At 73.0% G+C, this 19,160-nt stretch carries 19 protein-coding genes; 17 read left to right on the top strand and 2 right to left on the bottom strand.

Translation table 11 applies throughout. The annotated features are described in order from the left end of the window. Positions 1-57: 57 nt before the first annotated feature. The gene (locus tag EAH89_RS32435; protein ID WP_241666873.1) at positions 58-837 is read left to right on the top strand and encodes a PEP-CTERM sorting domain-containing protein; all 780 of its coding nucleotides are present in this window, start codon (positions 58-60) and stop codon (positions 835-837) included. A gap of 58 nt (positions 838-895) precedes the next feature. On the opposite strand, the gene EAH89_RS05825 is transcribed toward EAH89_RS32435, so the two are convergent. Further along, the gene (locus EAH89_RS05825) at positions 896-2,434 is read right to left on the bottom strand and encodes an ABC transporter substrate-binding protein (protein ID WP_140881846.1); all 1,539 of its coding nucleotides are present in this window, start codon (positions 2,432-2,434) and stop codon (positions 896-898) included. A 78-nt stretch (positions 2,435-2,512) separates the two neighbouring features. Here EAH89_RS05825 and EAH89_RS05830 point away from each other — a divergent pair, with 78 nt between their 5' ends. Then, positions 2,513-3,775, top strand: a complete 1,263-nt coding sequence (locus EAH89_RS05830; protein WP_241666874.1) for an aminotransferase class III-fold pyridoxal phosphate-dependent enzyme — start codon at positions 2,513-2,515, stop codon at positions 3,773-3,775. Here EAH89_RS05830 and EAH89_RS05835 read toward each other — a convergent pair. Next, on the bottom strand, positions 3,772-5,355 hold the full coding sequence (locus EAH89_RS05835; RefSeq protein WP_140881847.1) for an ABC transporter substrate-binding protein: 1,584 nt from the start codon (positions 5,353-5,355) through the stop codon (positions 3,772-3,774). The genes EAH89_RS05830 and EAH89_RS05835 overlap by 4 nt on opposite strands. A 155-nt stretch (positions 5,356-5,510) precedes the next feature. On the opposite strand from EAH89_RS05835, the gene EAH89_RS05840 reads away from it, so the two are divergent. From EAH89_RS05840 to EAH89_RS05910, 15 genes are all read left to right on the top strand, one after another. Beyond that, entirely contained in the window at positions 5,511-6,944 is a 1,434-nt protein-coding gene (locus EAH89_RS05840) for an amidase (RefSeq protein WP_140881848.1), read from the top strand. Positions 6,945-7,317: 373 nt separating this feature from the next. Continuing rightward, entirely contained in the window at positions 7,318-7,521 is a 204-nt protein-coding gene (locus tag EAH89_RS05845; protein ID WP_140881849.1) for a Flp family type IVb pilin, read from the top strand. A 167-nt stretch (positions 7,522-7,688) separates the two neighbouring features. Beyond that, on the top strand, positions 7,689-7,889 hold the full coding sequence (locus EAH89_RS05850) for a Flp family type IVb pilin (RefSeq protein ID WP_241666875.1): 201 nt from the start codon (positions 7,689-7,691) through the stop codon (positions 7,887-7,889). Between the two features lie 155 nt (positions 7,890-8,044). Then, positions 8,045-8,569, top strand: coding sequence for a prepilin peptidase (locus EAH89_RS05855; protein WP_140881850.1), 525 nt, complete (start codon positions 8,045-8,047; stop codon positions 8,567-8,569). 3 nt (positions 8,570-8,572) lie between these two features. Next, entirely contained in the window at positions 8,573-9,421 is an 849-nt protein-coding gene (cpaB, locus tag EAH89_RS05860; RefSeq protein WP_140881851.1) for a Flp pilus assembly protein CpaB, read from the top strand. Beyond that, positions 9,418-10,944 carry a type II and III secretion system protein family protein gene (locus tag EAH89_RS05865; protein ID WP_140881852.1) on the top strand — a complete coding sequence of 509 codons (1,527 nt, stop codon included), beginning with the start codon at positions 9,418-9,420 and terminating at the stop codon, positions 10,942-10,944. Before cpaB ends, EAH89_RS05865 begins: the two co-directional genes overlap by 4 nt. A 3-nt stretch (positions 10,945-10,947) precedes the next feature. Then, positions 10,948-11,250: a hypothetical protein gene (locus EAH89_RS05870; RefSeq protein ID WP_140881853.1), complete on the top strand. Its 303-nt coding sequence runs from the start codon at positions 10,948-10,950 to the stop codon at positions 11,248-11,250. After that, positions 11,240-12,460: an AAA family ATPase gene (locus EAH89_RS05875; protein ID WP_140881854.1), complete on the top strand. Its 1,221-nt coding sequence runs from the start codon at positions 11,240-11,242 to the stop codon at positions 12,458-12,460. Before EAH89_RS05870 ends, EAH89_RS05875 begins: the two co-directional genes overlap by 11 nt. Further along, complete coding sequence (locus tag EAH89_RS05880) at positions 12,457-13,839, top strand: CpaF family protein (protein ID WP_241666876.1); 1,383 nt, start codon at positions 12,457-12,459, stop codon at positions 13,837-13,839. Before EAH89_RS05875 ends, EAH89_RS05880 begins: the two co-directional genes overlap by 4 nt. Further along, positions 13,836-14,795, top strand: a complete 960-nt coding sequence (locus EAH89_RS05885) for a type II secretion system F family protein (protein WP_140881855.1) — start codon at positions 13,836-13,838, stop codon at positions 14,793-14,795. Before EAH89_RS05880 ends, EAH89_RS05885 begins: the two co-directional genes overlap by 4 nt. After that, positions 14,792-15,709, top strand: a complete 918-nt coding sequence (locus tag EAH89_RS05890) for a type II secretion system F family protein (protein ID WP_140881856.1) — start codon at positions 14,792-14,794, stop codon at positions 15,707-15,709. Before EAH89_RS05885 ends, EAH89_RS05890 begins: the two co-directional genes overlap by 4 nt. A gap of 14 nt (positions 15,710-15,723) precedes the next feature. Continuing rightward, positions 15,724-16,299 (top strand): tetratricopeptide repeat protein, encoded by a 576-nt coding sequence (locus EAH89_RS05895; protein ID WP_140881857.1) that lies wholly within the window; start codon positions 15,724-15,726, stop codon positions 16,297-16,299. Continuing rightward, the gene (locus EAH89_RS05900) at positions 16,296-16,799 is read left to right on the top strand and encodes a TadE family protein (RefSeq protein ID WP_140881858.1); all 504 of its coding nucleotides are present in this window, start codon (positions 16,296-16,298) and stop codon (positions 16,797-16,799) included. The genes EAH89_RS05895 and EAH89_RS05900 overlap by 4 nt, the downstream gene beginning before the upstream one ends. Further along, positions 16,786-17,376, top strand: a complete 591-nt coding sequence (locus EAH89_RS05905; RefSeq protein ID WP_140881859.1) for a TadE/TadG family type IV pilus assembly protein — start codon at positions 16,786-16,788, stop codon at positions 17,374-17,376. Before EAH89_RS05900 ends, EAH89_RS05905 begins: the two co-directional genes overlap by 14 nt. Beyond that, complete coding sequence (locus EAH89_RS05910; RefSeq protein WP_161993492.1) at positions 17,373-18,953, top strand: Tad domain-containing protein; 1,581 nt, start codon at positions 17,373-17,375, stop codon at positions 18,951-18,953. The genes EAH89_RS05905 and EAH89_RS05910 overlap by 4 nt, the downstream gene beginning before the upstream one ends. Positions 18,954-19,160: the final 207 nt, after the last annotated feature.

A 19,160-nucleotide genomic window follows, 5' to 3' on the forward strand; every position in this document is an offset into this window, starting at 1 on the left:
GTCCGTGATCCGGTCGGGGCATTCGCGTCCACGAGAATCGTAGCAGAGGAAGGACCCATGGGAGCTTCGATAAAAGCCGCCCTGCTGGCAGCCTGCGCGTTCTTAGGTGCCACAGCCGCGCAAGCGACACCCTTCACCCTCACCTCACCCACCGGCGGCCTCCTGCCCGCCGGCGTGTCGGAGGTCGGCGGCATCGTCATCGACCTCACGGGCGCGAGCGGCACGCGCGTCGTCAGCCAGGTGGCGGCCAGCACCGAGTTTGTCGGCAACCAGAGCGCCAGCAACAACCCGCTGCTCTTCGGCACGCAGACCGGCTTCACCTCCTCGATCGTCTCGTCGCTCGGCGGCGGGCTCACCGCCGCCTCCTTCCGCATCACCCTCTACGACGGCGACAGCCAGGCCGGCGACTTCGACTTCAACGAGAACAACCTGCTGGTCAACGGCGTGAACTTCGGCAACTTCAGCAGCGTCGCCACGCAGGAGACGAACGGCACGGGCACCACCGTGCTCTCGAGCGGCCTGGGCTTCGGGAACAACATCCTTGGCACCGGCTTCTTCAGCTCCACCAACAGCAGCATTCTCTCGGCCCTGTTCGGTACGCTCGCGAGCGGCAGTCTGCAGTTCCAGGTGAACGACGCCAGCCCCGGCGACCAGTTCTACGACTTCACCCAGGGGCTCGACGCCTCGCTCATCAACGTCGGCAGCGGACCCGTGATCGCCCCGCCCGGCGGCGGCACCGTCCCTCCGGTCACCAGCGTGCCCGAGCCCGCCTCCCTCGCGCTCTTCGGCCTCGGCCTTGCCGGGCTCGGCTTGGCGCGCCGCCGGCGCCCCGCCTGAGGGAGGGCGCACACCGACGCGGCGGGCGGCCTTCCCAGAGGCTGCCCGTTGCCCGCACCTAGCGCAGCCGCAGGTCCTGCACCCGCACCAGCCCGTCCGGATGGGCCCGCAGCCCCTCCAGCCGCGACGAGGCCCCGTGCAGCACCCGCGAGTGCCAGAGGTAGATGTAGGGGCGATCGCGCAGCAGCACGCGCATCGCCGCCTCGTAGGCCGCGGCGCGGCGCGCCGGGTCCACGCTCGTGCGGCCCTCGCGCAGCGCGGCATCGGCCTCGGCGGAGCAGTACCTGCCGCCGTTCAGGCTCTCCCCGCAGGCGTTGAAGCCCCAGAGGTTGCCGTCGAGGTCGACGCGCCCCGACCAGGCGATCAGCAGCGCCTCGAAGTCGCCTGCCGTCCATTGCCGCAGCAACGTCGCCGTCTCGACGAGCTGCAGCTCGACCTCGATCCTGGCCTCGGCCGCCATCGCCTGGATGACCTCCGCCGCCTGGGTGTACTCGCTCGTGTTCGGCACGGAGAGGCGGAGCTTCGCGCGGCCCTCGAAGCCGGCCTCGCGCAGGAGCGCCCGCGCGCGGGGAAGGTCCCGCCCCGGCACGGGCAGGGCGGCCACGTAGTTCGGGCTCGCCGGCGAGGCCGACTGGTTGCCCGGCAGGTACTGGCCATCGAAGGCGACCTGCACGAGGGCCTGGCGGTCGATCGCGCGCTCCAGCGCCTCGCGCGCCCGCGGGTCGCGGCCAAAGGGCGTCGCGGCGCGCGGCCCGTTCGCGACGTTCACCGCGATGTAGACGCTGTTCAGGCTCGGCGCGGCCGCGATCCGCACCCGGCGGTCGGCGCCCAGCTCCGGCAGGTCCGTCGCGGCCACGCGCTCGGCGACGTCGAGCGTCCCGGCGCGGAGGTTCGCGGCCGTGACCGTGCTGTCGGTGATGGGGCGGTAGACCAGCCGGTCGACGTGGATCCGCGCCGCGTCCCAGTAGCCCGCGAAGCGCTCGAGCTCGATCCGGTCCTGCGCCACGCGGCGCACGAAGCGGAAGGGGCCGGCGCAGAGGGGCTCGCGCGCGAAGTCCTGGTTCACGCGCCCCGCCGCGCCCGGCGAGACGATCATCCCCGCGCGGTCGGACAGGGCGGCGAGCAGCGGCGCGAAGGGCTGCTCCAGCCGCAGCGTCACCTCCAGCGGCCCGGTGGCGACGACCTCGCGCAGCGGCCCCATCTCGCCGCGGCGGGTCGAGGCGGGCGTGTCGAGGTGGCGCCGCAGCCCCGCGGCCACCGCCGCCGCGTCCATCGCCGCGCCGTCGTGGAAGCGCACGCCCGGGCGGAGCGCGAGCACGAGGGCGCGCCCCTCCTCCTCCCACCGCCAGGCCGTCGCGAGCTGCGGCACGAGCCGCCCCTCGGCGTCGAGGTCGAGGAGCTTGTCGCACATCGCCGCGAAGACCTGCCGCGCGGCGAGGCTGCGGGAGAGCGTCGGGTCCAGCACGTCCGGGTCGCTCGCGATGCCGATCCGGAGCGTGGCGCCCGGCGCGCCCCCTTGCGCCAGGGCGGGCGTCGCCGACGGGGCAGCAAGGGCGGCGAGCACGAGGCCCGTCAGGGCGAGGCGCGGCATCCGCATGGGGACCCTCCCGGAGGACTGGCGAAATCCTGCCCCGCCCGATATGATATATCAACCCTCCAGCAAAGGACCGCGCCCGTGTCCCAGGCCATCGCCGCCGCGCCGGCGCCCCTTCCTGCCCCCGCGTTGCCCCTCGACACGGCGCTGCGCGCCCGCGCGAGCCGGGTCATCCCCGGCGGCCTCTGGGGCCACCTCAACGCCGCCCGCCTGCCCGAGGGCTACCCGCAGTTCTTCGCGCGCGCCGAGGGCTGCCGTCTCTGGGACGCGGACGGGCGGGAGTTCATCGACTTCATGTGCTCCTGGGGCCCCATCGTCCTCGGGCACCGCCACCCCGTGGTGGAGGAGGCGGCGCGCGCGCAGGCAGCGCGGGGCGACTGCCTGAACGGCCCCGCCCCGGTGCTGGTGGAGCTCGCCGAGTTGCTGGTCGCGACGATCCCGCACGCCGAGTGGTGCCTGCTGGCCAAGAACGGCACCGACGCGACGACGAGCTGCGTCACCGTCGCCCGCGCGGAGACGAGGCGGCGCAAGATCCTCGTCGCGCGCGGCGCCTACCACGGGGCGGTGCCCTGGTGCTCGCCCTCCATCGCGGGGGTGACGGAGGAGGACCGCGCGCACCTCATCCCCTTCGACTACAACGATGCCGCGAGCCTTGAGGCCGCGGCCGGCTGCGCGGGCGCGGACCTCGCGGGAATCATCGTCTCCGCCTTCCGCCACGACATGGGCGTCGCCCTCGAGCTGCCCGACCCCGCCTTCGCGCGCGCCGCCCGCGCGGCGGCGGACGCGGCCGGCGCCGCGCTGATCCTCGACGACGTGCGCGCGGGCTTCCGCCTCGACCTCGGCGGCTCCTGGGAGACGGTGGGCGTGCGGCCGGACCTCGCGGCCTACAGCAAGGCGATCGCCAACGGCCACGCGCTGGCCGCCGTCACCGGCGCCGAGCGCTTCCGCGACGCCGCCACGCGCGTCTTCACCACCGGGTCCTTCTGGTGCACCGCCGTGCCCATGGCGGCGGCGGTCGCCACCCTCACGGAGCTCCGTCGCCTGGATGGCCCCGCGCGGATGCGGGCGATGGGCGAGCGCCTGCGCGCGGGCCTCGACCGCCTGGCCGCGCGGCACGGGCTCGCGATCCGCAACAGCGGGCCGCCGGCGATGCCGCTGATGCAGTTCGCCGACGACCCCGGCGCCCGCCTCGGCGAGGCCTTCTGCGCGGCGGCGCTGCGGGCGGGCGCCTACTTCCACCCGCGCCACAACATGTTCCTCTCCTGCGCCCACGGCGAGGCCGAGATCGACGCGGCGCTGGAGGCCGCCGACGCCGGCTTCGCCGCCGTCGCGCGGCTCGGCTAGACCGAGACCTCCCAGAAGATCGGGAAGCTGGAGCGGAGGAGGCCCTTCATCCGGCTGCGGTAGCCGGCCGGGCGCGAGAACTGGCCCCACATGAGGTTCGGCACGAGCTCGTAGGCGATCACCTGGATCTCGTCCGCGAGGCGCCGCTTCTCCTCCATCGTTCCCGCCTTGGCGAAGCGCTCGACGAGGGTCGGGATGCGCGCGTCGCAGCTCCAGCCCGGGTAGTCCGCGCAGGTGCTCGCGATGTAGAAGTGGTTCAGCGGCGAGACCATGTCGACGCCGTTGGAGTAGACGGGGAAGAGGCTCCAGCCCTGCTTGTTCGCGCGGCGCGCGAGCACGGTGCCCCAGTCCATCACCTGCTCGTCCACCGTGAAGCCCGCCTCCTTCAGCGCCTGGGCGAAGACGTTGGCCGCGGTCTGCGAGATGGAGCCCGAGACCTCCAGCATCACCACCGGCTCGCCCCTGTAGCTCGTGCGGCGAAGCATCTCGCGCGCGGCGGCCACGTCGTAGCGCGCGGGCTCCGCGCCCGCCCGCGTCTCGAGCGGCGCGTCGCACATCCAGAAGGAGTTGCAGCCGGGCTTGGCGAAGCGCGCGGGGATGCCGATCGCCTGCATGATGCTCGACTGGTCCACGAGGTGCCAGAGCACCTTGCGCACCTCGGGGTCGGCGAAGGGGCCGCTCGCGTGGTTGAGGCGGAAGTTGCCCTGGAACATGTGGATGCCCGAGAGGCCCATCAGCTCCACGCCCCGCGCCCGCTCCAGCCGCTGGAGCTGGTCGAAGGCGAGGTACTGCACGTAGTCGACCTCGCCGGCCGAGAGGGCGCTGGCCGCCGTGCCGTCGTCGGGCATGACGCGCAGCACGAGGCTCTCGACCTTCGCGCGCTTGCCCCCCGCGAGGAAGTCCGGCGGCTCCTCGCGCGGGACGTAGAGCGGGTTGCGGGCGAGCACCATCCGGTCGCCCGCCCGCCACTCCGCCGCGCGGAAGGCGAAGGGGCCGGAGCCGACGATCTCGGTGACGCGCGCTCCGGGATCGGCGGGAAGGACGCGGGCCGGCAGCATGAAGGGCACGGGCGCGTTGGGCTTGCCCAGCACGTCCAGCAGCAGCGGGAAGGGCTCCTTCAGCGCGATCGTGAAGACCGCGGCGCTTCGCGGCTCGATGGAGGCGGTGACCGCCTGCAGCATTCGCCCCAGCGGGTCGCGCGGCATCCAGCGCCGGAGCGAGGCCACGCAGTCCGCCGCCGTCACCGGCGCGCCGTCGTGCCAGAGCAACCCGTCCCGCAGCGTGAAGGTCCAGAGGAGGCCGTCGGGCGAGCGCTCGTGGGAGCGCACCATCTGCGGCCGGATCTCCCCGTTCTCCGCCATGGCAAAGAGCGTGTCCCAGACGTGGTAGCCGAAGGTGCGCGTGATCGCCGCGGTGGTCGTGTAGGGGTCGAGGATGACGACCTCGGATTCCAGCACCAGCGTCAGCGTCCCGGCCTCCTGCGGGGCGCGCTGGGCGAGGGCGGGCCGGGCCGCGCCGCCGGCGGCGAGGGCCGCGCCGGCCCGCAAGAGGGCGCGCCGCCCCGGATCCTGCTTCAGCATCGCGTCTTCCTTCCTGGACAAGGGGAGCAAGCGGTTGGCCGCGTTGGATCGCGGCGCGGGACGGGGCGCCTCCTTGGTGGGCGCCACCGGACGATATATCAGATATCGAAGCGGCGGCTCCAGCAGGATCGGGCCGCGCCCCGAGGAGCCCGCCCGTGCCCGACGATAGTCCCCTCTTCCTCACGGCCGCCCAGGCCGGCGCGCTCATCCGGCGGCGAGCCCTCTCGCCTGTCGAGTACGCGGAGGCCGTGCTGGCGGCGGCCGAGCGCGCCCAGCCCCGCCTCAACGCCTTCGTCACCATCACCCGCGAGCGCGCCCTGGCCGAGGCGCGGGCGGCCGAGGCCGCGGTGATGGCGGGCGCGCCGCTCGGCCCGCTGCACGGCATCCCCGTCAGCATCAAGGACCAAGTGGACACCGCGGGCATCCGCACCACCCACGGCTCCGCCATCTTCGCCGACAACGTGCCGGCGCGGGACGATATCTTGGTGACGCGGCTGCGCGCGGCCGGGGCGGTGCTGATCGGCAAGACCCGCCTTCCCGAGTTCGGCCACAAGGGCCTGACGGACGGCCCCTCCTTTGGCGCGACGCCCAACCCCTGGGACCCCTCCCGCACCTCGGGCGGCTCGAGCGGGGGCGCGGCGGCGGCGCTCGCCGTGGGCCTCGGCCCGATCGCGCTCGGCACGGACGGGGCGGGCTCGATCCGCATCCCCGCCGCCTGCTGCGGCGTGGTGGGGTTGAAGCCGACCCTCGGCGCGGTGCCATGGGAGTCGGCCGCGGACGCCTTCGGCAACTACACCTACGCCGGCCCCATGGCGCGCAGCGTGACGGACGCCGCGCTGATGCTGCAGGCCATCGCCGGACCCAGCCCGCAGGACCCCTGGAGCCTGGGCCGGACCGGCCTCGCCACCCTGTCGCCGGGTCTCCTCGGCGAGGACCTCTCGGGGCTCCGCGTCGGCTTCATCGAGCGCGCCGCCAACCCGCGGCTGGACCGCGACATGGAGGCCAACACGCGCGCCTCCCTTGACGCGCTCGCCGCCCTCGGCGCGGCAGTGGAGCCGGTGACCGAGGCGATCGACTGGATCGAGCTCCCGGGGCGCATGATGTACCAGGGCAACTACGCCGTCTCGATGGCGAAGCACCTGCCGGAATGGCGCGGGCGGATGGACCCGGCGCTCCTCGCCTTTGTCGAGCGCGGCGGCGCCTTCACCCTCGCCGAGTTCCGCCAGGCGCAGTACGCGCGCACGCGCCTCTTCCGCGCCGTGCAGGCCCTGTTCGAGCGCTACGACGTGCTCGTCTCCCCCACCCTCACCCGCACGGCGCTCCCGATCGACTTCGATGCCGCGAACGACGAGGTGGAGGTCGAGGGCGAGCGCTGCGGGATCACGCGGCAGGGCTGGAGCGCCTATGTCTACCCCTTCAACCTCACGGGCCACCCCGCCCTCACCGTCCCTTCCGGCGTGGCGCGCGACGGGCTGCCGACGGCGGTGCAGATCGTGGGCCGTTGGGGCGCGGACCTCGACGTGCTGCGCCTCGGCGCGCTGCTCGAATCGGCGCGCCCCTGGTCGGGCCGCCGCCCGCCGGCGGCCTAACCCAGCGGGCGACGAAGCGGCGCGGCACACGGCAAGGGGCGACCGCCGGCACACCGGGGTCACGTGCCAAGCCGCCCCCCAAATTCAGTGATTGAACGTAACGATACGATTCCGCTACGCATCGGTCTGCCTAAGACGCCTGAGCGCCTGACCTTAGGAAAATTTTAGAGTTCAGCCGGCTACAATCGAGTCATCCGGCGTGAAACCTCGACGAGGAAGCCGACCGGGGCAGGCGCTTCACCGACACTTGCCTGCCTGATCGATGCGTGTCGTGACACCGCCAGAAAAACCTCTGGAGGAACCTTCCGGGCAGGACGCCCTCCCCCAACGAGTGTCCGCCACGGCGCCCGAGCGCCCTGGCCAGGAGAGCCCCATGCTGCAGCACTCTTCTTCCGCCCTTCTCGTCAAGCTCGCGGTCCTGCGCGACCGCTTCTCCCGGGACCGCGAGGGCGTCACGGCCGTCGAGTACGGCCTGCTCGCCGCCCTCATCGCCGTGGTCATCATCGGCGGCGTGACCGCCTTCGGCGGCTCGCTGAACGCCTTCTTCAACGGCCTCGCCGCCAAGCTGAAGATCTGACCGGCCGAGGGCGCGGGACCCTCCGGTCCCGCCACCCCCGCCCTCTGGCTGCCGCAAACCGGTGGACCGTCATCCCGGGCCTTCACCAGACGGCCCTCCGGGCAAGACGCCCGTCTCAACGCGTGTCCGCCGCGGCGCCGAAGCGCCTTGGCCGGGAGAACACCATCTTGCAACACCCTTCCTCCAGGCTTCTCGTCCGGCTCGCCATCCTGCGCGGGCGCTTCCTCCAGGACCGCGCGGGCGTCACGGCCGTCGAGTACGGCCTGCTCGCCGCCCTCATCGCCGTCGTCATCATCGGCGGCGTCACCGCCTTCGGCGAGTCGCTCAACGGCTTCTTCAACGGCCTCGCGGCCAAGCTGAAGCTCTGACGGGGCGGGCGGCGGATCGTGCCGGCCCCTCCCTCCCCCTCCCCCGGCGCGCGCGCGACGCCAACGCCGCAGCGGCCGCGGGGAATGAACAGGCCGCAAAACGCCCCCTGGCTCTCTTCATCCTTCGGCAAGCAACGGCCGGTACCATCCCCCTCATGACGCCCGGTTTCCACTACTTCCTCGCCCTTGCCGCTGCGCTGCCGCTGGCAGCCGCCGCGATCTCGGACGTGGCCACCCGCACCCTGCCGGACCGCGCCGCCCTGGCGGTTGCCGCGCTCGGCCTCGCCGCGCGCCTGCCGGAGGGCGCTGCCTCCCTGCTGTGGTCGCTCGCGGCCGCCGCCGCGGTCTTCGGTGGATGCTTTCTCCTCTGGCTGCGCGGCTGGCTCGGCGGCGGCGACGCGAAGCTCCTCCCCGCCGTCGCCCTCCTGGTGCCCGCCGCGGCCGTGCCCGCCCTGCTGCTCGCGGTCGCCATGGCGGGCGGCGTCCTGGCCGTCGCCTACCTCGCCCTTCCGCACCTCCTCCCGGCCGCGCTGCCGGCGCTGCCTGGCCGCGGCGGCGCGCTGGCCGCCCGCCTGCGGGCCGTGGAGGCCCGCCGCCTGCGGCGCGGCGCCCCCCTGCCCTACGGCGTCGCCATCGGCGCCGGCGCCCTCGCCGCCACCCTGCTCGCTTCAGGACGCTGAACCATGCTCGGACGCACCGTCGTCGCTCTCCTGATCACGCTGATCGCGGTCAGTGGCCTCGGCGTGCTGGCCGTCTCCCTGCTGCCCGAGACGCCCGCCACCGTGGCGGCCGCGCCCCCGGCTACCGTGACGGTGCTCACGGCCGCGAACGCGGTGCAGGGCGGCACGCTCCTTCGCATGGAGGACGTCGGCAGCCAGGAGATCCCCACCGCCAACCTGCCGGAGGGCGCGATCCGCGACAGCCAGGCGGCGCGCATGGACGTGGTGGGCTCCATGGTCCGCCGCTCCCTTCCCGCGGGCGAGGCGCTGCGCGCCGAGGCGCTGCTGCGCCCGGGCGACCACGGCTTCCTCGCCGCGGTGCTCTCGCCCGGCCGCCGGGCTGTGACCGTCGGTGTCGACGCCGTGACCGGCACCGCCGGGCTGATCTGGCCCGGCGACCGGGTGGACGTGATCCTCACGCAAAGCCTCGACGAGGCGGAGCAGCCGATCGGCCGCCGCGTCCTCGGCGAGCGCGTGCTGAGCGCCGTCCGCGTGATCGCGGTGGACCGCTCGCTCGTGCAGGGCGCCCAGCCCGGCGGCGTGGTGGACCCGATGCGCGACGCCAACCGCACCGTGACGCTGGAGGTCTCGGCCGACGAGGCGACCCGCGTCGCCGTGGCGTCCCGCCTGGGCAAGCTCTCGCTCTCCGTCCGCGCCGCCGGCACCCCGGCGAGCGCCGACGCGGTGCCGCTCCACGTCTGGGGCGGCGATGTGAGCCCGGCTCTCGCCGGGGCGCGGGGGAACGCCGCAGGCGGCTCCGCCGTGCGGGTGTTCAAGGGTACGCAGAACGTCGAGGAGATCCGGTTTCGATGACGAAGAACCTCCCGCTGCAGGACGCACGGGATCGGCGGCGCCAAAAGGCGACGATCGCCACGGCTCTCCTGTGCTGTCTCCTCGCGCCCGGCGCGGCCCCTGCGCAGGCGCCGGACGCGACCTCGATCGAGCCTGCGCGGCGGCCCGCCGCGCAGCGCCCGGCCTCGAGGGTTTCCTCGCCAACCGGTCCGCGCACGCCCACCCTGGCCCTAGAGGCAGGCCAGGGTCGGCTCGTGACCCTGCCCGGCCCGGCGGCCTCCCTCTTCGCGGCCGACCCGAAGGTGGCAGAGCTGCGCCCGGCGAGCCCCACGACGGTGTTCCTCTTCGGCGTGGGCGCCGGCCGGACCACCCTCGCCGCGATCGACGAGGAGGGCCGCCCGCTCGCGCAGTGGGACGTGACGGTGCGCCCCTCCTCCGCCCTGATCAGCGACGCCCAGTCCTCCCTGCGTCGCTCCTTCCCTGGCAGCAGCATGCGCGTCGAGGCCGGCCCCACGGGCGTGGTCCTGTCGGGCGAGGTGTCGACCCCGGCCGAGGCCGAGCGAGCCGTGGCGATGCTGCGCACGCGCCTGGCCGACGAGAAGGTGACGGTCGACAACCGGCTGGACATGATCGGCACCACGCAGGTCAACCTGCGCGTCCGCATCGCCGAGGTCAGCCGCGAGGTGACGCGGCAGTTCGGCATCAACTGGTCCGCGCTGGGCGGTATCGGCCGCATCGGCACCACGGCGGTTCTTGGCGGCGCGGGCCCGGGCGGGCTGGCCCTGGCGACGGCGAACGCCCTCCTCGACAGCACCAACCCGGTCGACGCGCTGGGCTTCGGCATCCGAACGGGCGCTCGGGAGTTGCGGGACATCAACGCGGTGATCGACGCGCTGGCGCGCGACAACCTCATCACCATCCTGGCCGAGCCGAATCTGACGGCCAACACCGGCGAGGCGGCCTCCTTCCTCGCAGGTGGGGAGTTCCCCATCCCCGTCAGCCAGCGCGACAACCAGGTGACAATCGAGTTCAAGCAGTTCGGCGTCTCCCTCGCCTTCGTCCCAACCGTTTTGAGCGAGGGACGCATCTCCCTCCGCGTGCGCCCGGAGGTGAGCGAGATCTCCGAGAGCGGCTCGGTCCGCCTCCTCGGCGGCAACAACAACGCCGTGACGGTGCCAGGCCTGACGGTGCGCCGGGCCGAGACGACGGTGGAGCTCGGCAGCGGCCAATCCTTCGCCGTTGCCGGCCTGCTGCAGGACAGCTCGCGCCAGAGTGGGCGGGCGACGCCCTGGGTCGGTGAGGTGCCGGTCCTGGGCGCCCTGTTCCGGTCAGACCGCTTCCAGCGTAACGAGACCGAGTTGGTGATCATCGTCACCCCCTACCTTGTCCGCCCGGCGAACGCCGCCTCCGCGCTGGCGACACCGGCGGACAGCTACGTCCCGCCCTCCGACGTCGAGCGCATCCTCTACATGCGGCAGGTCGGCCGCGGCGCACCGCCGCCGCGGGGCCGCCTGCCAGGCAATGTCGGCTTCGTCTTGGACTGACCCATGAACCAGACCCCACGCCTCTCCCTGCTCGCCCTTCTCCTCCTCCTCTCAGCCTGCGAGGCAGCGGTCGTCGACCCGTACCTTGCAGAGGGGCGGTGGCGCCCCTCCGGCGTCAACGAAGCGAACCTCCGCGCGATGGTGGCCAACCCGGGCCATCTCGTGAGCGGCCAGGGCCCGATCCGGGTCGACGCCCAGTCGGCCGCCGCCGCCGTCGCCCGCTACCGCGCGGACCAGGTCCGGCCCCTGCCGCGGACCAGCAGCTCCGACATCGGCGTCGAGATCGGGGGCGCCAATGGCCGCTGACGGCGGGGTCGGGCCCCTTCCCGCCGCCGGCGGCATCGAGCGTCCGGTCCTCCTGGCCTTCGTGACCGATGGCGAGAGCGAGTCCATGCTGCGGGACGCGCTCCTGGCCGACGTCGGCGAGGGCGCGGACATCCGCCGCGGCGACCTCCAGGCGGCGGCGCGCACCCTCCGGAAAGGCGTGACGCCCCGCACCCTGGTGGTGGACGTGTCGGGGCTGGACCAGCCGCTCTCCGCGCTGGAGGAGCTCGCGCAGGTCGTCGAGCCCGACGTCCGCGTGCTCGTCATCGGTGACCGCACCGACGCGGCCTTCTACCGCCAGCTCACCCGCGGGCTTGGCGTGCTGGAGTACCTGCACAAGCCGCTTGGTCAGGAGATGCTCGCGCGGCACTTCATGCCGGTCATCAAGGGGGCGGCCGGGGTCGCGCCGGAGCTCTACCTGCGGGGCGGGCGGGTCGTCGCGGTCGTGGGCGCGCGCGGCGGCGCCGGTTCGACTTCGATCGCCGGCAACCTCGCATGGCATCTGGCGGAGCAGAGCCGCCGTCACACGGTCTTGCTCGATGCCGACCTGCACGCGGCCGGGGCCGCCCTGCTGCTCGGCGCGCGCACGACCAACGGCCTCCGCGTCGCGCTCGAGAACCCCGACCGCGTGGACGAATTGTTCGTCGAGCGAACGGCCCAGCCCGTAAGCGAGCGCCTCTTCGTGCTGGCCGCCGAGGAGGCGCTGTTCGACGGGCCGCGTGTGGCTCCGGGCGCGCTGCCGCGGCTTATGGACACGCTCCGACGGCGGTTCAACTTCGTCGTCGTCGACGTCCCGCTCCGGGCTGGTCCGCTCGCACGTGAGGTGCTGGACCTCGCCCACCAGCGGGTCCTGGTCACGGACCCGACGCTTCTCGGCACGCGCGAGATGCTGCGCTTCGCCGCGCTGCCCAGCGCGCCCATGCAGGCGCGGCGCGCCTTCAAGGTGATTAACCGCATGGGCCAGCCCGGCATGCTGAACCGCGAGCAGGTCAAGCAGGCCCTGGGCGAGGAGCCGGACCTCGTCATTCCCTGGCTGCCCAAGCTCGTGGCGCCCGCCGCCGATCTCGGCAACCCGGCGGCTGGCCGCCGCGGCGCCTTCCGGGACGCGATTGACCGCCTGTCGCACGAGATCGCGTCGAGCAGCGGCCGCCCGCCGGCGAAGCCCGGCCTGCTGCAGCGGATCTTCCGTTGAGCGCCGCCTCCTCGAGCGGCTTCGGCCGGAAGAGCGCCGAGCGCGAGCTCGCCGCCGCTCCCGTCGCGGCCCCTCCCCCGCCGCCCCGGCCGGAACGCGCCGCGGAACCGGCCGTCGTCCCGCGCGCGAGGCAGGAGCTGCGCGCGGCCTGCCTCGCACGGATCGATCCCGGCACCGTCGGCGCGCTGTCGCCCGAGGCGCTCATGGGCGAGGTGGAACGCCTCCTCGCGGAGATCGCGGACGCGCAGCGAATCGGCCTGTCCGGGCGCGAGCAGCGCGAGTTGGCGGCAGAACTGGTCGACGACATGCTCGGTCTCGGCCCGCTGGCTCCGCTGCTGGAGGACGACAGCGTCACCGACATCATGGTGAACGGGCCGAACCGCGTGTTCGTCGAGCAGCACGGCCGCGTCACCCTCTCGCCTGCTCGCTTCCGCGACAACGGGCATCTCGGGGGCATTGCCCAGCGGATCGCCGCGGCGGTGGGGCGCCGCATCGACGAATCCTCGCCCATGGTCGACGCGCGCCTGGCGGACGGCTCGCGCGTGAACATCATCTTCCCGCCGCTCGCCCTTAACGGACCCTGCCTGTCCATCCGCAAGTTCGCGAAGCGGAAGATCGACTTCGACCAGCTGGTCGCGAGCGGCTCGGTCCCGCCGCCCATGGCGCGGGTGCTCGAGATCGCGTCCCGCTGCCGGCTCAACATCATCGTTTCCGGCGGCACCGGATCGGGCAAGACCACCCTGCTCAACGCCCTCTCGCGCCTGATCGACCAGGGGGAGCGGATCGTCACCATCGAGGACGCGGCCGAGCTTCAGCTCCAGCAGCCCCACGTCGTCCGCCTCGAAACGCGCCCGGCAAACCTCGAGGGCAAGGGCGAGGTCAACCAGCGCGACCTCGTCCGCAACGCGCTCCGCATGCGGCCGGACCGCATCATCCTCGGCGAGTGCCGCGGGCCGGAAGCCTTCGACATGCTCCAGGCGATGAACACCGGCCACGACGGCTCGATGTCCACCATTCACGCCAACACCACGCGCGACGCGGTCGCGCGCATCGAGAACATGGTCCTGATGGGCCAGGCGAGCCTGCCGGCACGCGCCATTCGCACGCAGATCACCTCGGCCGTGGACCTCATCGTGCAGGTTGAGCGCATGCGCGACGGCGTGCGGCGCGTGACCCAGATGACGGAGGTGCAGGGCCTCGAGGGCGACGTCGTAATTCTTCACGACATCTTCCAGTGGGTCTACGAGGGCGAGGACTTGGAGGGGCGGCTGCGCGGGACCTACCGGGTCAGCCGCGCGCGGCCGGCCTTCTCGCCGAGGCTGGCCTATTTTGAGCTAGAGCGGGCCTGGACGGCGGCGCTCGAGGGGACCGCCCCATGACGCGCCTGCAGCTTTTCCTCCTCGGCGTTGCCCTGAGCGCCACGGCTGGCCTCGTCCTGCTGCGGGCGCTCTCCGGTGGCAAGCAGGCGCGGATGCTCTCAGGTCGGCTCGCCGGCGTCGCACACGCCCTGGCTCCCGCCCGCGTCATGCAGGAGGGCGCGCGGCGGCGGCGTTCGATCCTTGTCCTGCCGGCGAACTTGCCGCACGCGGTCGCGGCCACCTTCGGCTACCGGCTGGAGCGGCTGGACCAGTACCCGCTGCCGCCCCTGGCCATCGTGCTCGCGGCCCTGCTGCCCGCGACAGTCGCGGGCCTCTACGCCGCTTCGTTCTTCAGCGGATGGGCGCGCCTGCTCGTGCTTCCGCTCTGGCTGCTCTTCGCGCGCATGGCCTTCGGCAAAATCCACGCACGGCGCGCGGCAAAGCTCTACCTTCAGCTTCCGGACACGCTTTCTATGGTCGTCCGCGCCGTGCGCGCCGGCATTCCTGTAGTTGAGGCCCTTCGCACCGTGGGGCGAGAGGTCATGGACCCCACGGGCGCCGAGTTCCGGCGCATGTCCGACCAGCTCTCCATCGGCATCACGCTCGAGACCGCCCTCCGCGGGCTGGCGCTGCGCTCGGGCCTTTCCGAGTACGGGTTCTTCGCGGTGGCGCTGACCCTCCAGAACGCCGCAGGCGGCAACCTGACGGACACGCTGGACAATCTCGCGGACGTCGTCCGCAAGCGCGTCGCCGCGCGCCAGCGCGGCGCGGCCATGGCGAGCCAGGCGCGCACAAGCGCCTACATCCTCGCCTCCGTGCCCGTGGTCACGATCGCCGCGCTTCTGCTGATCAATCCCGACTACATCATGCTCCTCTTCGAGGATCCCCGCGGCAACACGCTCATTGCCCTTGCCCTCGCCTCGCTCGGCTGCGGCCTGGGCTCCATGCGCCTGATGATCACGCGGAGCCTGTCGTGACCCGGTCGCTCGCGCTCTCCATCCTCGGCAGCGTCCTCGTCCTCTCGGTGCTCGGGACGCTGATCGTCCTGCCCCGGATGCGCCGGAACGCGGCGTTGGCCGAGCGCCTTCGCTGGCGTGGCGCCCGCGGGGTGGCGCCGCGGCAGAACGGGGAGGCGCTGGCCGGGCTTATCGGCCGGATCGGCAACGCGCTTCTCGCCACCGGCGTCGTCGGCGCCGGCACGCTCGACGAGCTCCGGCGCACGGTGACCGCGGCCGGCTTCCGCGGCAGCGCCTCCGTCTCGGTGTTCCTCGGCGCGAAGATCCTGCTCGCGCTTCTACTGCCGACGGTCGCCTGGGTCGCTACGCGCGGCGGAGAGCCGGGCCGCCAGATTATTATTGTCGCCGTCGCCGTGGGGTTCGGCCTGCTGCTGCCGGACCTCGCGCTTCGCTCCGTCCGCCAGCGCCACCGCAAGGCCGTGTCCAAGGGGCTGCCCGACGCGCTGGACCTGCTGGTCATCTGCGCGGAGGCAGGCCTGCCGCTCGACGCGGCGGTAGAGCGCGTGGCGGCGGAGCTCGCCGACGCCTCGCCCGCCGTGGCGGGAGAGCTGGCGCTGACCGCGACCGAGCTGCGCATCCTTTCCGACCGCCGTTCCGCCCTGCTCAACATGGGCACGCGGACGGAGCTCGACTCCCTCCGGCGCCTCGGCGGCACGCTCGCGCAGACGCTGCAGTACGGCACGCCCCTAACTCAGGCGCTGCGCGCGCTGGCGGTCGAGCTGCGCCACGAGACGCTGATGGCCTTCGAGACCCGGGCCGCGCGCCTGCCCGCGCTGCTCACCCTGCCGACCATCCTCTTCATCCTTCCCTGCCTTTTCCTCGTCGTCGGGGGCCCGGCCGTGCTGCGCGTGCTGGACCTGTTCGGCGGCCCCTGATTCTGGAGACAGACATGTCAAGCATTCGTCGTGCCCTCTCCACCGCCGGCCTCGCGCTCGGGGCCTCGCTCTCGCTCCTCGCCTGCGCGGAGCCGGGCTCGGCGCCCCGGCCAGTGGCATCCGCCGGCGCCGCGCCTGTTGCCACGGGCGGCAAGCTCGCGGCGGGGCGGACGGCCCTGGCAGCCGGCGATGCCATCCGAGCCGAGTCCCTCCTCAACGACGCCCTCCGCGAGGGCTCGAAGGACGCGATCACCCTCTCGTTGCTCGGCGTGTCGCTGGATATGCAGGGCAAGCAGGCCCAGGCGCAGGCGCGGTACCGTGAGGCGCTGGCCCTCGATCCTGCCCATGCCGGGGCGCGGAACAACCTCGCGCTCTCGCTTGCCCTCTCCGGGCGCGGCTCGGACGCGGTGGTCATCCTCGAGCCCCTCGCCGGCGGCACCGGCGCCGGTGGCCGCGCGCGCCATAACCTGGCCGTCGCCTACGCGGCGTCCGGCGATGCGACCCGGGCGGCGGGGCTGCTGGCGCCCGAGCTCGGCGGCGGCGCCACGGCCGCGGCCGATGCCTGGCGCGCGGCCCTCGCCGGTTCATGACACCACGCCGCCCGCCACGGCCGGGGGCGAGGCGGGGCTCCGCCCTTGCCGAGTTCGGCCTCGTGGCGCCGCTGTTCATGATGCTCACCCTCGGGCTGATCGAGGGCGCCTGGCAGACGCTCACGGCGGCCGTGCTGGACCTCGGCGTGCGGCAGGCGAGCCGCTTCGGGGCCATCGGCAGCGCCGCGCCCGACTGGCTGCCCGCCCCCGCCCCCGCCAGCCGCGAGGACGCGCTGCGCCGTATCGTCCTTCACTACGGCAGCGGCGTGCTCGACCCCAGCCGACTGAGCGTGACGCTCACCGCCTATGCCGGGCCGACGGCGCTGCGCACGGGGGTTGGCGGCGTTTCGGGCACGGCGGGCGAAGGATCCGCGATGGTCATGTACCGCTTTGACTACATCCAGCCCGCCTTCACGCTCTCCCCGTTGATGCAGCAGCTCTGGGGACGCACCAGCTTCCAGCACCAGTCCCGCACGGTGGTCCGCAATGAACCCTTCTGAGCGGACCCTGCCCTGCCTCGGACGCCGGGGTGTCGCCGCAGTCGAGTTCGCGATCATGCTGCCCTTCCTGCTGACGCTCACCCTGGCGACGGTGGATTTCGTCTCCCTCCTGCGGGACAACCTGCGGATCGAGCGGGTTGCGGGCGAGGTCGCGACGCTGGTCAGCCAGTACGAGACGCTGCGCGCCGGCGGCGCGGCGAACGATTTCACCGATATCTTCGACGTCGCCGCCAAGATCGCCGACCCGCTGACCGTGACCGCGAGCGGGGGCACGGTGATCGTCTCCGGCCTGGCCGAGACGGGGACGGGACCGACGGTGCTCTGGCAGCAGTCGCGGGGGCTGCCGGGCAATCTCAGCGCCTTCGGGGCCGCGGGGGGACGCGTCACCTTCCCCGCCGCCGTTCCCGACCCGGTTCTCGCCCCCGGCCAGGGCGCGGTGGTTGTCGAGGTGTTCCTTCAGCGCCAGCCCTGGACCCTGCCCCTCCTGCAAGAATGGCTGCCCGCCTCCTACGCCCGGCTCTGGAGCTTTGCGGTGCAGCGGCCGCGGCTGGTCGGCATCCTGCGGGTGACCGCGTGAGGGGGGCGACCGCGGCGCGGGCCGGCCGCAGCCTCGCGCGGCTCCGCGCCTGCCGGCGCGGCGGCGTGGCGGCGATGATGGCCGCGATGCTGGTGCCGCTGATGCTGGCGGCGGGCCTCGCGATCGACCTGACACGGCTCTACGTCCTGCAGTCGCGCCTCAGCGCGGCAGCGGACGCGGCGGCCCTGGCCGGGGCGCGGGCCATCTTCGACGCCGACCGGGACACCCAGGTGCGCCGGTGGTTCTGGACGAACTTCACGCGCGAATCCACCACCAGCAACCGCGGCTTCATCGGCGCGACCGTCGCCCCGTCGGACTTCGTCATCTCGTCGGATGCGGAGAACAAGATCCTCCGCGTCACGGTGAAGGCGACGCTGCCGACGAGCTTCATGCAGCTTGCCTTAATCCCCTCCATGACCGCCTACGCCGACCAGTCGGCCCGCCGGCAGGACCGCGGCATGGAACTGGCGCTGGTGCTGGATGTGACCGGCTCGATGTCGGATTCGGCTGGGGCGGGCCAGGGCAGCAAGATCGCGGCGCTGCGCAACGCCGCATCGGAGCTGGTGAACACGCTCTACGGCAACAATGCGACCGTGCCGAACTTCTGGGTGTCGCTGATTCCGTATACCACCACGGTCAACATCGGGCGCGGGCACTCGGCCTGGCTTGCGCCGGGCTCCTACCAGGCGTCGGACTTCCTGCCCACGGTCTGGCGCGGCTGCGTCGAGGCGCGGAGCGGCGGCGAGGACATGACGGACACGCCGCCGACGATCGTGCCTTTCCGACCCTTCCTGTGGACCTCCACCCGCAACCGCTACCTGCCCTGGATCGGCGACAACGAGTGGCCGACTCTCGGCGGCACGGTCACAGAGGCCAACCCCGAGACGCCGAAGAGCGACGCCCTCCAGCATCCCAACGAGGGCGTCAACGAGGTCGGCCCGAATGTCGGCTGCGAACGCGCCCTCACGGCCATGAGCCAGAGCAAGGCGACCGTGCTGAGTGAGATCGCCGCGCTGCGGGCCGGGGCGGACCGCGGTGGCACGGTCACGAACCAGGGGCTGCAATGGGGCTGGGCGACGCTGTCGCCGCGCTGGTCCGGGCTCTGGGGGCCGGCGAACATGCCCCTCGCCTACAACACGCCCAACATGGACAAGGTGCTCATTCTGATGACCGACGGGGTGAACGACCTCGCGGACTGGTCGGGCGGGGCGCCCGGAGCCTGCACCGCCCAGTCTTGCCGGGATAATCCCCGACCGGCCAGCGCGGCGGCGACGGACAGCGATTACACCTCCTACGGCCGGCTCGCCGAGAACCGCCTCGGCCTCGCCCAGGCGACCAGGGCGAACTACATCAGCGAATTTAACCGCCGCACCTCCGTTCTCTGCGAGAGCATCAAGGCTAAGGGCATCCGAATTTACACGATCACCTTCGCCCTGACGAACGTCACCACCCAAAACCTCTTCCGCAACTGCGCCAGCCGCTCGGACTACTACTTCAACAGCCCGGACGCCGAAGCCTTGAAGGGCGCATTCCGCGAGATCGCCCAGCAGCTTGCGAACCTCCGCCTCGTCCGCTGAGGTGCTGGAGGAGCGGCGGACTGTCTCCCGTCATGGCCCTCCTCGGGTGGCCGTCGTCGGCTGCCGCGGAAGATGGCCGACGCGGCCTGACATCGCGGCGGCAGTGGGACGCGCTTCGCTAATGATGCGGGACCTACACGGGTCTCGCGCGCACCCCGCCGGCAGGACCCAGATCAGGCCGCGTGCGGCTACCTTGCTGGGTGGATG

This window comes from Muricoccus nepalensis, assembly GCF_006438825.1.
GTDB classification, from domain to species: Bacteria; Pseudomonadota; Alphaproteobacteria; order Acetobacterales; family Acetobacteraceae; genus Roseomonas; species Roseomonas nepalensis.

Bases quoted from the DNA above. Each gene is read 5' to 3' on its own strand.
- EAH89_RS05865 (WP_140881852.1), top strand. From the start codon at position 9,418: ATGACGAAGAACCTCCCGCTGCAGGACGCACGGGATCGGCGGCGCCAA.
- EAH89_RS05900 (WP_140881858.1), top strand. From the start codon at position 16,296: ATGACACCACGCCGCCCGCCACGGCCGGGGGCGAGGCGGGGCTCCGCC.
- EAH89_RS05825 (WP_140881846.1), bottom strand. From the start codon at position 2,434: ATGCGGATGCCGCGCCTCGCCCTGACGGGCCTCGTGCTCGCCGCCCTT.
- cpaB (WP_140881851.1), top strand. From the start codon at position 8,573: ATGCTCGGACGCACCGTCGTCGCTCTCCTGATCACGCTGATCGCGGTC.
- EAH89_RS32435 (WP_241666873.1), top strand. From the start codon at position 58: ATGGGAGCTTCGATAAAAGCCGCCCTGCTGGCAGCCTGCGCGTTCTTA.
- EAH89_RS05870 (WP_140881853.1), top strand. From the start codon at position 10,948: ATGAACCAGACCCCACGCCTCTCCCTGCTCGCCCTTCTCCTCCTCCTC.
- EAH89_RS05835 (WP_140881847.1), bottom strand. From the start codon at position 5,355: ATGCTGAAGCAGGATCCGGGGCGGCGCGCCCTCTTGCGGGCCGGCGCG.
- EAH89_RS05875 (WP_140881854.1), top strand. From the start codon at position 11,240: ATGGCCGCTGACGGCGGGGTCGGGCCCCTTCCCGCCGCCGGCGGCATC.
- EAH89_RS05845 (WP_140881849.1), top strand. From the start codon at position 7,318: ATGCTGCAGCACTCTTCTTCCGCCCTTCTCGTCAAGCTCGCGGTCCTG.
- EAH89_RS05885 (WP_140881855.1), top strand. From the start codon at position 13,836: ATGACGCGCCTGCAGCTTTTCCTCCTCGGCGTTGCCCTGAGCGCCACG.
- EAH89_RS05905 (WP_140881859.1), top strand. From the start codon at position 16,786: ATGAACCCTTCTGAGCGGACCCTGCCCTGCCTCGGACGCCGGGGTGTC.
- EAH89_RS05855 (WP_140881850.1), top strand. From the start codon at position 8,045: ATGACGCCCGGTTTCCACTACTTCCTCGCCCTTGCCGCTGCGCTGCCG.
- EAH89_RS05895 (WP_140881857.1), top strand. From the start codon at position 15,724: ATGTCAAGCATTCGTCGTGCCCTCTCCACCGCCGGCCTCGCGCTCGGG.